Origin of the sequence: Aquimixticola soesokkakensis (assembly GCF_900172375.1) — a bacterium.
GTDB classification, from domain to species: Bacteria; Pseudomonadota; Alphaproteobacteria; order Rhodobacterales; family Rhodobacteraceae; genus Aquimixticola; species Aquimixticola soesokkakensis.
The window spans coordinates 63,244-77,619 of record NZ_FWFS01000008.1 but is presented as its reverse complement, the minus strand read 5'-3'; the positions used below and the strand labels follow the sequence as shown (position 1 = coordinate 77,619).

The following is a 14,376-nucleotide window of genomic DNA, read 5'->3' as shown; positions in this document are numbered from 1 at the left end:
CGTCAGGCCTTACCCGAAAGCAAGTCATCGAAGTCGCGTTCGCTCAGGCGAAATGGACTAAGGTCAGCGAGAGGAAGATCATAGGCCACTTCGATCGGGCCATCCGGGAAAGCACCGGGAACGATCCTGGGAAAGCCTTTTTCAACTCGGTAGGCGTCGAAAGCCCTGTGCTGAACGACCACGTCATATTCGTGAGTATCGTCATAGCCCGTCTCTTCGAGCGACGCTTCAAACACCTCCGACGCTTGCGGTGCGTCTGTTTCAATTGCAGAGCGTAACTGCCCAACTATCTCGAATAAATCGAGAGCGCCGACATCTTCCTTACTGACGGATGCAAACGTGTGGACGAGTAGCGCCAATTTATGACCGGACACATCGTCAAGCTGGTGTTCTGACGTGATCCGGACCTTGTTGCGCGAGGCCGCGCCACGCGCTTTGCATTCTATGCACAGGTCTGACAGCTCGAAATCCTTCGGCGCACGTTGGGAGCCACGCCATCCCGAGACCGCCGTGACGAGTCCCTTTGAGGGCGCAATGACATTTAAGAGTGTCCACAACTCGCCAATCAAGCCCAACTGCACTTCTCGGCTCAATGTCGGTTTTCTGGCGCCCTTGAGCAAAGCGTGCCATTTCCAAGTCCGACCAAGAAAGGACTGGACCGCGGCCTGCTCATCGTGAGCTGCGGCAACCGTTTCGATGATGTCATCCGTGAAACGGGTGAAGATGTCCGCGTCGTCGGCATTCTCCAATGTTACAGATAAGATGCCCTTGTCGTCCTCGCCTCTCACCCGCGCCTCAACCTCAAGGCCTGCAATTTTGGGTAGTGCGATCCTGGAGAATGAGGCACGTGTATGGATGAGAAACAAGATGCGTCGGCCGAGATGGTCAAGCGCGCGAAAAACTTCCCAAGGTCTGCTTTCTGCGACCAGACGCCCGTTCAAGCGCGGACCGGGAGGCGATGCCGGGATACCCGACCACGGATCGTTACTCTTCCCGGTCAAGGGCCTCACCCACTTCTTCATCGATCTCGCCACGGTTCTGTTGCCACCAGATCGTATTTACTTGGTAGCTGACGGTCTTTCCCTTCTTCTCAGACGTCGGGAAGCCGATTGTCCATGCCGTAACTGGCGGCCCCTCAGCCAATTCTTGTGTTACTCGGTCAATCAGCGCCATTACGTGAATGGCCAGAATAGGCCGACGCCGTTTGGCCAAGTATGCACTGTCCGCGATGTTCTTCGTGCCTTCCGCTGCGGCTTCCTCTCTGACTTGCTCCAAGGCCGCGTCCTCCATGCCGAACCGGACCACCCCGCGCGATGAAAACCTCCGGCTGGTCGCGATCACCTTACCATCCTCGCGAGAAGCTGGCGTCCGGGTCTGGATGCGGAAGGGGAATCCGAAGCCTTCCCAGTTGGCAGCGTCCGCCTTTTCACTACCGACAAACACAACGTCCCATGAATCGAGGTTTTCGTCCTCGCGTTCTTCGATGTATCGGATGACGGGGTCGGTTTGCGTTCGTTCGGCATCCCTATGGTTTCGGAAATCCTGAAGATAGTCCTTCACGATCTCCGTAGACACACCCGTGAAGACCATGCTTTCGCCATCCATGTCGAAGGGGCGGCCTGCCAGGCGGCCATACAGACGGATCGCCGCCTGCCGATTTTCCTCGGCTTCAGTGCCAGGATGGTTGTCATGGATCACGGTCGTCTCGATGCGGCTGCGAGAGAGACTTACCTCGACTATCACTTCCTGACCGGTTCCGGCCTTGTTCCGCGCGGTCACCTCCAATGCTGACGGATGACGCTGGACACGCAAGCCGAAGTCTCGCGGACTCGCTCCGGTCCCGGCCATGTAGCGCAAATCTTGCCGCAATTCCTCGGACGCCTCGGCGATATGGGCATACCAGCGGCGAGCCTCGTCCTTGATCCATACCCGGCAGAGGTCTTCGTAGTCCGGGCGATAACCAAACCAACGGGCCATTTGCAAAAGCGTGTCGTAGGCCTTCGAATTTCTCAGGAAATAGCTGATGGTCAGTCCCTCGAGCGTCAGCCCCCGAGACAATGAATACCCTCCGACCGCTATCGCCGTGACTTGATCGTTATCGGGATCCTTAACTTTCGGATACTCAAGCTTCTCGCCTGACTTGCTGTTTACCTCATATATGGCAGCGCGTCCCGCCACGCGGCTGAGCACCGGCAAAACTTCCTGCCAAAGCACCTCCGAATCGGAATATTCGTCGTCGAATACCTTCCTCATCGCAGCCACTTCTGCGTTGCTCTCGGCCTCATCCGGAGGGAGGAAACAATGAAGGTTCAAAGCCGGAAGTATGAAATCGTTCATACGATGCCGTATAAGGTTCGCCACATCGGTCTGAACCGACGTGAGATGCGAGACGTTCACCAGCATTGAGTGATGCTTGTCATCTTGACCGCGAAGATCGCGGATAGCACCCGAAATAATGAAGGCACGTATTGCGGTCATCAGGGACTCAGGAAGATCGCGGACCTGATGCCCCTTCGGCATCTTCAACGGCAAATGGGGCTCATTGTCCACGATATCCCGCGTGGGGCGCTCCGCTTGCTCATCAGGCTCGCCCAAGAAGACCTTCTCGGCACCGTAATAATTTCCAGGCCGATCCAAAGCTATAAGGAAATGTTCAGGGAAGAGGTCGCGCCCCGCCTCCTCATGCTGAAGATCTGGGTCAATGAAAATATTGGCGAAAGGTGTAGCCGTGAATGCGACGTAGGAGCTCTTGCTGAAGAGGTTCAGAAGTGAACGTATCTGACCATTGATACGAGAAACCGCCTCAGGCCCCTTGGCCACGTTGATCGAGGCATTATCGGCTTCGTCGTCGATCAGGATCATGGGTTGATCGATCGTCCCGCCACCACGAGACAGATTGGAGGCCTTCAGCCATGTAAGGAAATTCTTCAGGACGCTCGCGTTCTTCTTGATGACGAATACGATAGGTTCCTTTTCCATGTTCACGAGCGGAATGCGCTGATCAGCCTGCCCCTTCCGGAAATCCGCCTGTCGTGTAGTCAAGGCACTTGGTTCACGCGATTGATCAATCAGGCCGACACCAACCCAGCCGTCGTTCCGCGCATTCTCCAACCGTGAGATGTCACTGTTCCGCCCGATTAGCCCTTCGTCTATCCGGGTCTGCGTCTGACTTCGCAGGTTTTCATGAATGCCTGCAATTATTATGATGACCCTATAGCCGACGTCCGCGGCCTTGCTCACAAGGGCAGTATAGTTGCCCGTCTTGCCCGCTTGGACATCTCCCATCACCATGCCGCGGCGATCGAAGGGGCTGTCGGCTCGCGGATCGCCGCAGAGTTCAATGACTTGGTTGGTTTTCTTATTCATCGCCTCCAACACAGGTCCGGGGAAGCCTGAGTTGGCAAGCTGCGTCCGATAGCGGTCCCAATAGAACCAATCGGTTTCCTGCCGACGTCTCGCATCGAACCAAGGCTCGAAGCCAGGTGCAACAAGTGCGGCTCCGGTTTCGATTAGAACGCCGTGACGGATGCGCATGTCGTCATAAAGCTCGGAGAGTTGGTCGCTGGTTACCTCCGCACGGGCCAATGGTCTGTATTTGTCGATCTCAGCCCTCAGTTCCTTTTCGGTTCTGTGGGTCTCGATCATGAAATCCCGGATCAAGCCACGAATGTTCTCCAGAGTGAGGATATTCATTTACCCGCCTTTTGCTGATCCAACAGTTCGCTAATTATTCGTTCATTGCCGGCGTATGGGGGAACAACCTTCAACATCGCCATGATATCTCTGTCATCGTGTCCCATTTTCCGAAGTTGGTCGATCAATTTGAGACCACTCACCCGAATCTCTGCCTCATCGAGACATTCTTGCCTGATGTCCGTGTAATTTTCGGCCATGTCATGATACAGCGCTTCGATCGGCAGGCCCGCCGCAATCAGACGCAAAATCCCACCCAATGCGTTTTCCTGATCTTCCGTCAGGGTCGCCGCAAATGCCGCGACCATGGGGTGATCTTCATTTAATGTGTAGCTGATACGGTTGTCTGTTTTAGTTCGTTGCCAAAGCGGAAGTGGGTTCTCATCAGTTAGCTTCGCGCCGCGCTTGCGATATACCTGCTTCGATTTCCCCCCGAGCCCCTCGATCAGTTTTCTTAGATAATCTCGAATGGCAGGCGGTGGCGACGCCGAAGCCTTGAGCACGTCAATCTTCCAATCTGCGTCGCTTTCGTTGCCGATATCGATCCGCACGCGGGCGAGCTGGGTCAAACGATGCTGAGGCGCCATCCGGAACCACGTCGCGTGACGAATAAGACGTCTATTCCGATATAGATAGAAGCCCTGCGACTTCATGTGGCCGTCCCAAAGGCCCATCTTTTTCCATTCAACTTCAGAATCCACTTTGTTTCGGTGCGGCAGGACGAAGGGCTGGATCGTAACCGTGCTACCATTCACGACGCGGCGGTCTTCCGCCTGCCTGATAGTTGCGTCATGCCATTCCGCGAAGGGATCGACCGGCACGAGATTCCGTCCGTTGAGCTCGAACGAGACTGCTTTCCGACCTTTCTCCGATTTCATGAAACGATGGAACACCAACTCGAGATGCCTTGAGGCCTCGTCCATGACCCTCAGGAAGTTCTGGCTTCCGAGTTCCAAGCCAACTCTATCGAGCTTTTCCCATAGAATGAGTGTGCCTTCATGCCCCACGAGATCGGCGAACCGGATGCCATCCGCCGACGGGCGTATTTCGACAACCCAGGCGTTCTTGGCGACCACCACGTCCAAATCCCAAATCGCCACGGAGACGACATTTTCGCGACGGGTGACTACAGTCAGACGTCTGCACTGTGAGAAAGACGCCGTCTTCAGCCCGAGGCCGAACCTACCAAGATCCTCTGCTTCCCGCGCTTCAGTCGGAGAGCGCGAACCAGGGCGCATGGCTTCGAGCAATTCGGGCGCCGACATCCCGACGCCGTTGTCGATGATACCAATTGCTGCGTCGTCGGGGTCTGACGCAACTTTGATCGCGATCTTCGTTGCGTCGGCTGACAAAGAATTGTCGACGATGTCGGCCAAGGCGCTCGACATCGTGTAGCCGATGTCGCGGAGGCTTTCGATGAGCGCGCCAGCGTTCGGGCGCACCTCTTGATATGTGACTTCCGATTCAACGAAGTGATCTGTCACGCAATAACCTCAACCTGATCACCGATGCGCAAGGGCGCGCGCCCATCAACCAATTGCGCCAGAACCGGATGCAGGGCTTTCGCTATCTTTGCGGAGAGGAATGGCGGAACCGCATTTCCGACTTGGATATACTGTTCGCCGCGGTTCCCCCTGAAATAATAGTTGTCGGGAAACGTCTGCAACCGCGCAGCTTCACGCACCGTCATGCTGCGGCACTGTGCAGGATCAGGGTGAATGAAGTAGTGGCCGTCTTTCGACAGGTGACAGGTCACGGTCGAAGACGGGGTGTCCCACGGCTGGACCCGGAAGCGATCATTGAACTTACCTGATTTCCAGTTGCCGTGCTTGGGCGCAAGACCATCCGGAAAATCACTTGCCTTTGGGGATCGTCCCGTAGCGGAGGCCCAACATGACGCGAAAAGATACCTCTCGAGATCACCTCCCATGTGGCCGCGGGTTTCATGGAGCGTTAGCCGCGTCAAGCGGCCGTCTTCCAGCCATCGACGGAGTTCATCCGGGCAGGTATCCGGCAACTTCGTGCCACCGACCGTGTCCTTGCGTTTCACAGCATCGATCTTGTGGGCTCGATTGACGGCACCGAGGGCATCGACGAATTTTTCTTCGACCTTCCCTGCCAGACCGTGCGGCATCGCCGCGATCTTTGTGGCACCGGCGGCTACTATATTTCTCCAGTCAGCCAAGTCGTCCACATGACCCCCCCGAGCACTGATGCCACTACGAAGCTTCGGCATTGAGCGCAGCACATCTTGAACGGTGGCTCTACGCTCCACGGTGGCGAGCCGAGGTGGCGAGAACGCCTCAGACTCTTGCATCAAGTCGCGACGAATACCGACTATAATCACGCGGTGACGCGCTTGGGGAACTCCGTAGTCATCCGCAGCAACTACAAAATCACTCGGCTTGATGTCTTGGACGACATCATTACCGCCGGCGAGTGGAAATAGAACATATTCCGCCGAACCACCGCCTGACTTCAGGTCTTCGGTAACCAATTCAAAGACCTTGCGGTTCTCGATGCTGGAGGACAGCATCCCCTTGACGTTTTCCATGACGAAAGCGGCAGGACGCAACTTCCTGAGGACGCTGATGTATTCCTGATACAGTAGATGGCGGTTCTCTTCGTGTGCCACATATCCGAGATCACTCGGTTTTCGGCCGCGACCAGCAAGCGAGTAGGCTTGGCAAGGCGGACCTCCTATCAGGATTATTCGATCACCACGCCGTCGCCGAATATCGGCAATGCGTTCGTCCAATATCCTTGTGGTTTCAGGCTCGCCCAGCGTGAGATTGAGCGCCTCTCGCTCGGCGAGGGTCCATTGTCTCGGATAGAGCTCCGACCAATTCGGTTCCGGACCACCACTGTTCAAGAAGTCTATGTATTCTGGCGGAAATTGAGTCCCAAAGCGGCGGAGAAATGCACGCAACCTGAGCGTTCCATGCGCCACCGGATCCTTCTCAACCGATACTTCTATCTCGAAACCACCGCCCGGTCCATCGTATGCACAAAAACCCTCCCCAAGGCCGCCCGGCCCGGAGAACAGGTCAACAATTCCGAAAGCTTCTTTCATTCGTCGCACATTGAACCATTTCATCAGAGGAGCAAAGGGGGCCCGTGAGGCAATTTCATGGTCGATACAGTATCACCTGAGGTAAGGTCCAGGATGATGGCAGCAAACCGGCGTAGGGACACCCGACCGGAACTGATGGTCAGACGGTATCTCCACGCACAAGGACTACGATATCGCCTCGATGTCCGAAAGCTCCCAGGAAGTCCGGACATCGTCCTTGCCCGCTACAGGGCCGTCATTTTTGTTCATGGGTGCTTCTGGCACCGTCACGAAGGATGCCGCTTTGCAGCTGAACCGAAGTCGAACCAAGACTTCTGGGCTGCAAAGTTCGCGGCGAACATTGAGCGTGATCGGAATGCGACAACCGCACTGAACAACGCGAACTGGCGTGTCGGCATTGTATGGGAGTGCGCACTCCGAGGAGATAGTCGAGAACAGGCGCTGGCTGAACTGCTGCTCTGGATCCAAGGAAAGAAGGATTTCGCGGTCCTTCCCTCCCACGGACCGACTTGACTGGCACAGCTTCGATGGCGATCCCCAAGGGGAATTGATTTTCGAGTTCCGCTGAGCGGCAGTCGACGCGATGATTGAAGTGCCTGCCTGAGACCGATGACCGAGGGGCCAACTGCCCCGACCACCTTGGTCGGGGCAGTGACGATCAGCGGCTCAACAAAGCGCCGAGGTCGTGGATACGGGTTCCGTGCCAGCGCAAGGACGCTTCTAACTCGCCATCTTGGCACCGGGCTGCAACGAGCAGGGCTTCGATGGCTCGCAGGAGCTGGACGACCTCCAAACGGTTCGGCTCGCTTTTCGCCAAGACGACGAGGAGATCGTTCAGAAGGTCGAGACCCACGAGACCAGAAGCGCGATCGAGGATATCGGCGAGCCCCACGTCATTGCGCTCGAGGAAGCCTCGAACGGTCGTCGCGTCGTTTTCCGACAGCGAGAAAAGTGGCATATGGTTCATGCCAGTCTCCCGGTGCGAGTGTCGGCCGACAGGCCGATCTGGAACCCCGCACCTTCAAGGACTACCGACCAAGGAGGGTCGGCAGCCTGACGTCATAGATTGCGCCACAATCTACTTCGCCGCGTCCAAGACAACCTGACGAAGTCCGTCAGTCAGGAGGCAGATCTCTTCGACAGTCGGGCTCATCGGATCGATATCGTAGAACGAGAGCTCCCCATCCCACGCATCATCGTCGCAGAAGTTGAGCGACAGAAGATCGAGCAATGTCTGTAGGTTCCTTGCGCACTTAACGGAAAGATCTCGGCTGGCGCGAAGATCTTGAATGATAGCCTGCACCAGGCGGACACCTCTTTTGCCGCCGAGTAGGGCAGCTGCACTAAGCAAGCCATCTCGGTGCCTCTCGACAAAAATGCGGAGCGGATCTCGCGCCGGAAGGGCAACAAAGACGGGGTTAGTCTGGTAATGGTCGAACATGTGCTTCTCCTGTTCGAAAGTCCGGCACCGCGCCGGGTCAAGATCACGACCATCCCTTCAGCTCATCTCTCGAAGTCCCTGTCGCGTCGGCTCTCACCCAAAAGAGCCGAACCGATAGGCGACTCGAGACCGCACTCCCTCCATTTCCCTTGCAGCCACCTATGCCGATCACGGTCTCAGCGGGAGTGAATTAAAAAATTTCACAAATCGTTTCGTGTCGCCGGCGACTGGCTAATATTACATGCGACTGAAAGATAAGGGGCTTCCTGACCGCCCACCTTGACGGCCATAGAACGCCGCCTACATCAAGCCAAAATATGCTCTGAATCCGTCGAGGCTGTCAGGGCAACAATCGAAGGATCCAAAGCGGCAAACAACGTTGCCCAACAAATAAATAATATCATCCCTCGCTCGCGAAATACCTTGAAGTAGTCATTCCGGCTACGTCCGGGCGCGATTGCTCGATCTGAAAACGGCTCATAGCCGATGCAATCGAAGGTGGATGATCAAAGACAAAGATCCATTCCGACCGCAAACAGTTTGCGATCGACATGAAGGCGATGAAAGCGAATGTTCGGATGAGCAGTTGCAGAAATACGCCGAACTTATCAGGACCCCGGGTCTAAATCATGAGCAGAGACTCGAAACTGCAAAAGCACTTCGAGATATTCTGAAATGCATGTGGGGACCCGAGGAAACTGGCACATCTTGGTTGCCCTGATTTAATAAAGGCAGCGCCCCCTCATCACCTTTTTTGGGGTGGGGGCGCCGCCGCAAAGATAATCCAATGTCTTCAATGGAAAGTGAAACATGCCAAATATCGCCGCAATATACGCGCGAGTCTCGAGCCTGAAACAGGTTAGTGAGGGCAATGGCCTTCATTCGCAAATCAGGATTTGCAACGATCATTGCGAAATGAACGACTTTGAGGTCGTGGAAGTCTTCACTGACGATACTTCCGGGGGCAGCGCCGACCGACAGGGTCTGAAAGACCTGAGGAAGTGGCTGTCGAGGAATAAGGGCAAAAGCGTCGTCGTGGTTTTCGACGCGTTGTCCCGCGTCAGTCGTGACGTAAAAATATACCATGAAATCAAAGACGCCGCATTGGTAGCGGGCGCCCGCTTCTCGTGCCCGACCTTCCGGTTCGACTATACGCCAGAGGGCGAGTTGAACGAGAACATCCAAGTCTCGGTCGATCAGTATCACCGGAAGCAGAATGCGGCCCAGACCAGGCGCAGAACGCATGCACGACTTTCGGAAGGCTACTGGTGCTTCAAGGCGCCTTTCGGCTACAGGCCCGACGGCAAGGGGAAGATGATGGTTCCCGACGAGGTGCTGGCGCCGGTCGCCAAAGCGGCTCTTGAGGGATACGCGTCGGGTCATTTCCAGACCCATGCGGAAATTCAGCATTTCATCGAAACCAACCCTGATTTCCTCGCAGTCCGCAAGGCCCCCATCGGCAACAGCTTCGTTTCCGAAATGCTGAAGAGAAGTATTTACGCAGGCTACTTCGACTACGAGCCTTGGGGAATTCCACGAACGCACGGCAAACATCAGCCGCTGATCTCCATGGACACCCACCAGAAAATCCTGAAACGGCTCGCCCAATCAGCAAATGCCCCCTTCCGAAAGGACATCGCGCTGGATTTTCCGCTGCGCGGCTTCATCGTGTGTGCCGACTGCGGTGTCCCACTCACGGCATATTGGGCGACCAACGGTAGAGGAAACAAGTATCCCTACTACACCTGTCGAGGCAATGGCTGCGAAAGCCGACACAAGGCAATTCCCAGAGACAAGCTCGAGATGGAGTTTCTGAGGCTACTCGATGAGCTTCAGCCCAGCACCGAGGTCAGGGATGCAGCGCATGCTATCCTCGCGGACATGTGGTCACAGCGCGAGGCGCACCGTTCTGAGCGTCGGAAAAGTGCCCAGATGCTCGCCCGGAAGGCTGAGGCCGAGGTCGGAAAATTTCTGGATCGGATCGTGAGCACCACGAACCCGGACGTCATTGCGGCTTACGAGAAAAAGATCTCCGACCTGCAACGCGATGCGCTGGTTTTGAAGGAGGAGGCTCAGAATCTCGGCAAGAAACAGCCCCAGTTCGAGGAGTTGTTCGAACAATCCATGGAGGTATTGTCGGACCCTTGTAAAATATGGAGAAATCGGGACTTCGGGTGGAAGCGGATGGTGCTGAAAGTCGTCTTTTCGGAGCGTCTGCCATACTGCCGGAAAAATGGACTTCGAACAGCAAAAACCACCTTTGCTTTCAAAGCCTTATCGGGCGCAAACACCGGTGATGGAATTTTGGTGCACCCGAGAGGATTCGAACCTCTGACCCCCTGATTCGTAGTCAGGTACTCTATCCAGCTGAGCTACGGGTGCGCTCATGTGGGGCGATGTAACGGGAGTGACTGGGGTTGGCAAGAGACAAATTTAAAATTTATTCAACAACCGCCTCCAGAGCCGCCACCGCCTTGGGGAGATGGATGCAAAAGGTTGTGCCGCCCGCCCCCGTGTCCTGCAAATCCAGTTGGCCGCCGTGGCCTTTGATCAACTCGAAGGCAATCGCAAGCCCGAGACCAAAGCCGCCTTTGCGCGTTCCCCCTTGAAAGGGCTGGAACAGATGTTCGCGCGCCTTGGGCGGCAGGCCGGGGCCGGTGTCACTGACGGAAATGGTCCACTCGTCGCTGGTCTCCAAGGCAACGACGGCAATCTCGCCCGACTTACCGGTGGCCATGATCGCCTGACGCGCATTGCGCACCAGATTGGACACGACGCGGTACAGCTGTTCGGGATCGGCGCGCGCCACAAGGGTCGCGGGCACATCTTCGGCAAAGCTCAGATCGTAGTCGTCTATGGCAAGACGTTCGCTTTCGATCACATCTGCCACCAGGTCGCTCAGACGCACCCCCGTCAACGCGGGAGGCGGCTCTTGGGCCTTGCCAAAGGCCAGCGTGGTTTCGCACAAGGACACCGCGCGGTGGATCGAGTTCACCAGTTTGGGCGCGGCGCGCGCCACGGCGGGATCTTCCGACGCATCCAACCGGTCGGCAAACAGCTGCGCGGTGGTCAGGATATTGCGCAAATCGTGGCTGATTTTCGCGACAGCCCCGCCCAGCTGCGCAAGCCTGTCCTTCTGACGCAGGGCCGATGTCAGCTCGGTCTGCATCGTGCGCAGCGCCAATTCCGCCTCATAGAGTTCACGCACCCCTGCGGTCGGCTCGATAATCCTGCGCGCATCCTCGGGCGCTTGTGTGTACGATGTCATCGCATCCACCACGCGGCGCACCGGTTTGACCACAAAGCTGCGCACGGCGAGGAACAAAAGCACCGCCGTCAACCCCGACAAAACCGCCGAAAGCGCCAGAATACGCAAGCCGTAGTCGATCATCGCGACCCGCAAGCCCTGGGTTTCCATCGTGACCTCGATCAAGAGGCCCGCCTTTTTCACCGGATCGCCGATCACCCGAATGACGCGGTTTGTGGGGTCGAAAAGCACGCGCATCGCATCGCCCATCAAGGTAAAGGCCCCCGCATCGCGCAGATCATAGGTCGCATAGATCGGTCCCGGCACGGGGGAGGACAGCACAAGCTGGCGCAGCTCGTCGCGCCGCAATACCACGTTGAAGACCTCGGCATTGGCCAGCAATTCATCCTCCAGCCCGATGTCGATCATATCGTTGGCCAGCAAGGCGAGCGAAGCGATCTGCGCCCGCTCAAGGCGCGACAGCAGAAAGTCCTCACGATATCGCGCCACCGAAGGCACGAAAATCAGGACCTCGGCGATCAGCACGAAGACGGTTGTCAGGATCAGGAATCGCCCCGACAGGGTATTTAAAAAGGACGCCACCCGCGGCACGGTGCTTATCTCCGATAGGGCCAAGCCTGTGGGACTTTGGCGAATTCATGTGGCAACCTGTGCTACCTTGCGGTCAATGTAGTGCTGTGGCACGATTTTGTTAACTGCCGCGCCTGCATTCTACGGAATCTTGCTCATTTTCCGGCATTTACATAGAAAACAATGCCCGCCATACGATGACAGCGCCCCGATGCGCCCCTGCGGCGCGGGATCACAGCGCCCGTTGATGCGCGCAAACGAGCGGCCGCGCAGGATTTATTTTCCCTGACCGGGATCGTTGAATTGACAAGAGCGCCCTTGCCCCTTAGAGAGCGGGCTTCATAGAGTTACCCCCGCCTTCGAATCCTTTCGAGGATTTGGGCTAGACCGTTCAAACCGATGGAGATGGCGCGATGAAACGCACCTACCAACCGAGCAACCTCGTTCGTAAACGTCGCCACGGCTTCCGTGCGCGCATGGCGACCAAAGCTGGCCGCAAAATCATCAACGCACGTCGTGCGCAGGGCCGCAAGTCGCTCAGCGCATAAGGCATTGCCGCAAGGCAATTTCTGCGAGGCACCACGATGACACCGCCGGAAGCAACCGAGGCACGCGTTACCGCCGCCGAGGACACAGCGCCGGCGGTTTTGTCGTGTGCAACGCCTTCGTCCCACGCGCCGGTGATGCCCCCGCAGGCTTTAACGATCCTGTCCAAACGCGCCGACTTCCTGAAAGCGGCGCGGGCAAAACGACAGGGCACTTCGGGATTCTTGCTGCAGGCGCGCAAGCGAACCGAGGACGAGTCCGCTGTTGGCGTCCGCGTGGGATTTACCTGTTCCAAGAAGGTCGGCAATGCCGTCGCCCGCAACCGCGCCAAACGGCGCTTGCGCGAAATCGCGCGTCTGACGCTCGCGGATCTGGGCGAAACCGGCTGGGACTATGTGCTGATCGGCAAGGCCCGCGACACGGCAGAGCGCCCTTTCGAGCTGATGCTCAAGGATTTGCGCTACGCCCTTCGCAGGGTGCACGACGAGACCCCGCGCCCCGCCCGCACCCCAGACCCGTCCCGCCCGTGAGCCCGCTCGCCCGTCTTTTTGCGCTTCCTGTGCGCGCCTACCGGCTGGTGTTTTCACCCTGGATCGGCTTTAATTGCCGGTATCAGCCGACTTGCTCGGCCTATGCTCTTGAAGCGCTCGAAGCCCATGGTGCCCTGCGCGGCGGTTGGTTGACGCTGCGCCGCATCGGCCGCTGTCACCCGCTGGGTGGCACAGGCTATGACCCTGTTCCTGCGGCAAAACGCGCTCCCTCTACGCCCTCCTCTTCCTCCCCGTCTCCGCCCTCCGAGGACTAAAGCCATGCTCGACGATCTCGACGACATCCATCCGCTGTTTCACGGCGCGCCCTCCACCACCGAGTTCAAGAAGCTGCGCAAACGGATTGTGCGCAACGTGCGCGAAGCGGTGGAACACTACGGGATGATCGAACGCGGCGCGAAATGGCTGGTGTGCCTGTCGGGCGGCAAGGATAGCTACACGATGCTTGCCATCCTGCATGAACTGCAATGGCGCGGCATGTTGCCCGTCGAACTGGTGGCCTGCAATCTGGATCAGGGCCAGCCCGGGTTTCCCGCCACCGTTCTGCCGGAATTTCTGGAAAAAATGAAGGTGCCGCACCGCATCGAATATCAGGACACCTATTCCATCGTGATGGACAAGGTTCCCGCAGGTCGCACCTTTTGCGCGCTGTGTTCACGGCTGCGGCGCGGGAACCTGTATCGCATCGCACGCGAGGAAGGCTGCTCTGCCGTCGTTCTGGGCCACCACCGCGACGATATTCTCGAAACCTTTTTCATGAACCTGTTCCATGGCGGACGCCTTGCGACCATGCCCCCCAAGCTGGTGAACGAGGAGGGCGATTTATTCGTCTATCGCCCCATGGCCCATGTGGCAGAGGTGGATTGCGAAAAATTTGCCGCCGCGATGAATTACCCGATCATTCCCTGCGACCTTTGCGGCTCGCAGGATGGGTTGCAACGCCAGCAGGTAAAGCAAATTCTGGACGGTTGGGAAAAAAACAGCCCTGGTCGGCGGCAGGTAATGTTCAAGGCGCTGACCAATATCCGCCCCTCGCATATGCTTGATACCGGCCTCTTCGACTTTGCGGGACTGATGCGCACAGTGAGCGAGGGCGCAGAGGGCACGGGGGGCCAAGGCACTCTTCCTGAAGGTGAAAATTTGACCGAGATTCCGCTCTTGCGTTAATAACTCGGTAGATTTCTCCCCCTAAAGTCAACGCAGACCGGTTTGGAACTGCGAAGGATTTTTCGGGATG

At 57.1% G+C, this 14,376-nt stretch carries 13 protein-coding genes and 1 tRNA gene; 6 read left to right on the top strand and 8 right to left on the bottom strand.

Annotation, left to right across the window (positions count from 1 at the left end; genetic code table 11):
* Positions 1 to 2: 2 nt before the first annotated feature.
* The 4 genes from AQS8620_RS11115 to AQS8620_RS11100 are packed head-to-tail and all read right to left on the bottom strand — an operon-like array spanning position 3 to position 6,790.
* Positions 3 to 1,022, bottom strand: coding sequence for a PD-(D/E)XK motif protein (locus AQS8620_RS11115; RefSeq protein ID WP_085836976.1), 1,020 nt, complete (start codon positions 1,020 to 1,022; stop codon positions 3 to 5).
* Positions 985 to 3,693 (bottom strand): Z1 domain-containing protein, encoded by a 2,709-nt coding sequence (locus AQS8620_RS11110; RefSeq protein ID WP_085836975.1) that lies wholly within the window; start codon positions 3,691 to 3,693, stop codon positions 985 to 987. The genes AQS8620_RS11115 and AQS8620_RS11110 overlap by 38 nt, the downstream gene beginning before the upstream one ends.
* Positions 3,690 to 5,177 carry an ATP-binding protein gene (locus AQS8620_RS11105; protein WP_085836974.1) on the bottom strand — a complete coding sequence of 496 codons (1,488 nt, stop codon included), beginning with the start codon at positions 5,175 to 5,177 and terminating at the stop codon, positions 3,690 to 3,692. Before AQS8620_RS11105 ends, AQS8620_RS11110 begins: the two co-directional genes overlap by 4 nt.
* The gene (locus tag AQS8620_RS11100; RefSeq protein ID WP_234990459.1) at positions 5,174 to 6,790 is read right to left on the bottom strand and encodes a DNA cytosine methyltransferase; all 1,617 of its coding nucleotides are present in this window, start codon (positions 6,788 to 6,790) and stop codon (positions 5,174 to 5,176) included. Before AQS8620_RS11100 ends, AQS8620_RS11105 begins: the two co-directional genes overlap by 4 nt.
* A 33-nt stretch (positions 6,791 to 6,823) precedes the next feature.
* Between AQS8620_RS11100 and AQS8620_RS11095 the strand changes: the two genes are divergently transcribed.
* Entirely contained in the window at positions 6,824 to 7,279 is a 456-nt protein-coding gene (locus AQS8620_RS11095; RefSeq protein WP_085836973.1) for a very short patch repair endonuclease, read from the top strand.
* A gap of 145 nt (positions 7,280 to 7,424) precedes the next feature.
* Here AQS8620_RS11095 and AQS8620_RS11090 read toward each other — a convergent pair whose 3' ends face one another.
* Positions 7,425 to 7,733: a hypothetical protein gene (locus AQS8620_RS11090; RefSeq protein ID WP_085836972.1), complete on the bottom strand. Its 309-nt coding sequence runs from the start codon at positions 7,731 to 7,733 to the stop codon at positions 7,425 to 7,427.
* A gap of 111 nt (positions 7,734 to 7,844) precedes the next feature.
* A complete protein-coding gene (locus tag AQS8620_RS11085; RefSeq protein ID WP_085836971.1) occupies positions 7,845 to 8,207 on the bottom strand; it encodes a hypothetical protein in 363 nt (120 codons plus the stop codon).
* An 810-nt stretch (positions 8,208 to 9,017) separates the two neighbouring features.
* Between AQS8620_RS11085 and AQS8620_RS11080 the strand changes: the two genes are divergently transcribed.
* Positions 9,018 to 10,550 (top strand): recombinase family protein, encoded by a 1,533-nt coding sequence (locus tag AQS8620_RS11080; protein WP_085836970.1) that lies wholly within the window; start codon positions 9,018 to 9,020, stop codon positions 10,548 to 10,550.
* On the opposite strand, the gene AQS8620_RS11075 is transcribed toward AQS8620_RS11080, so the two are convergent.
* Positions 10,513 to 10,589: transfer RNA gene (locus tag AQS8620_RS11075), tRNA-Arg, on the bottom strand. The two genes, AQS8620_RS11080 and AQS8620_RS11075, sit on opposite strands and share 38 nt — an antisense overlap.
* A gap of 58 nt (positions 10,590 to 10,647) precedes the next feature.
* On the bottom strand, positions 10,648 to 12,066 hold the full coding sequence (locus tag AQS8620_RS11070) for a sensor histidine kinase (protein ID WP_234990458.1): 1,419 nt from the start codon (positions 12,064 to 12,066) through the stop codon (positions 10,648 to 10,650).
* A gap of 392 nt (positions 12,067 to 12,458) precedes the next feature.
* On the opposite strand from AQS8620_RS11070, the gene rpmH reads away from it, so the two are divergent.
* The 4 genes from rpmH to ttcA are packed head-to-tail and all read left to right on the top strand — an operon-like array spanning position 12,459 to position 14,306.
* Positions 12,459 to 12,593 (top strand): 50S ribosomal protein L34, encoded by a 135-nt coding sequence (gene rpmH / locus AQS8620_RS11065; protein ID WP_037911188.1) that lies wholly within the window; start codon positions 12,459 to 12,461, stop codon positions 12,591 to 12,593.
* Positions 12,594 to 12,629: 36 nt separating this feature from the next.
* Positions 12,630 to 13,121, top strand: a complete 492-nt coding sequence (rnpA, locus tag AQS8620_RS11060; protein WP_085836968.1) for a ribonuclease P protein component — start codon at positions 12,630 to 12,632, stop codon at positions 13,119 to 13,121.
* Positions 13,118 to 13,396, top strand: coding sequence for a membrane protein insertion efficiency factor YidD (gene yidD, locus AQS8620_RS11055; RefSeq protein WP_085836967.1), 279 nt, complete (start codon positions 13,118 to 13,120; stop codon positions 13,394 to 13,396). Before rnpA ends, yidD begins: the two co-directional genes overlap by 4 nt.
* A 4-nt stretch (positions 13,397 to 13,400) precedes the next feature.
* Positions 13,401 to 14,306 carry a tRNA 2-thiocytidine(32) synthetase TtcA gene (ttcA, locus tag AQS8620_RS11050; RefSeq protein ID WP_085836966.1) on the top strand — a complete coding sequence of 302 codons (906 nt, stop codon included), beginning with the start codon at positions 13,401 to 13,403 and terminating at the stop codon, positions 14,304 to 14,306.
* Positions 14,307 to 14,376 lie beyond the last annotated feature (70 nt).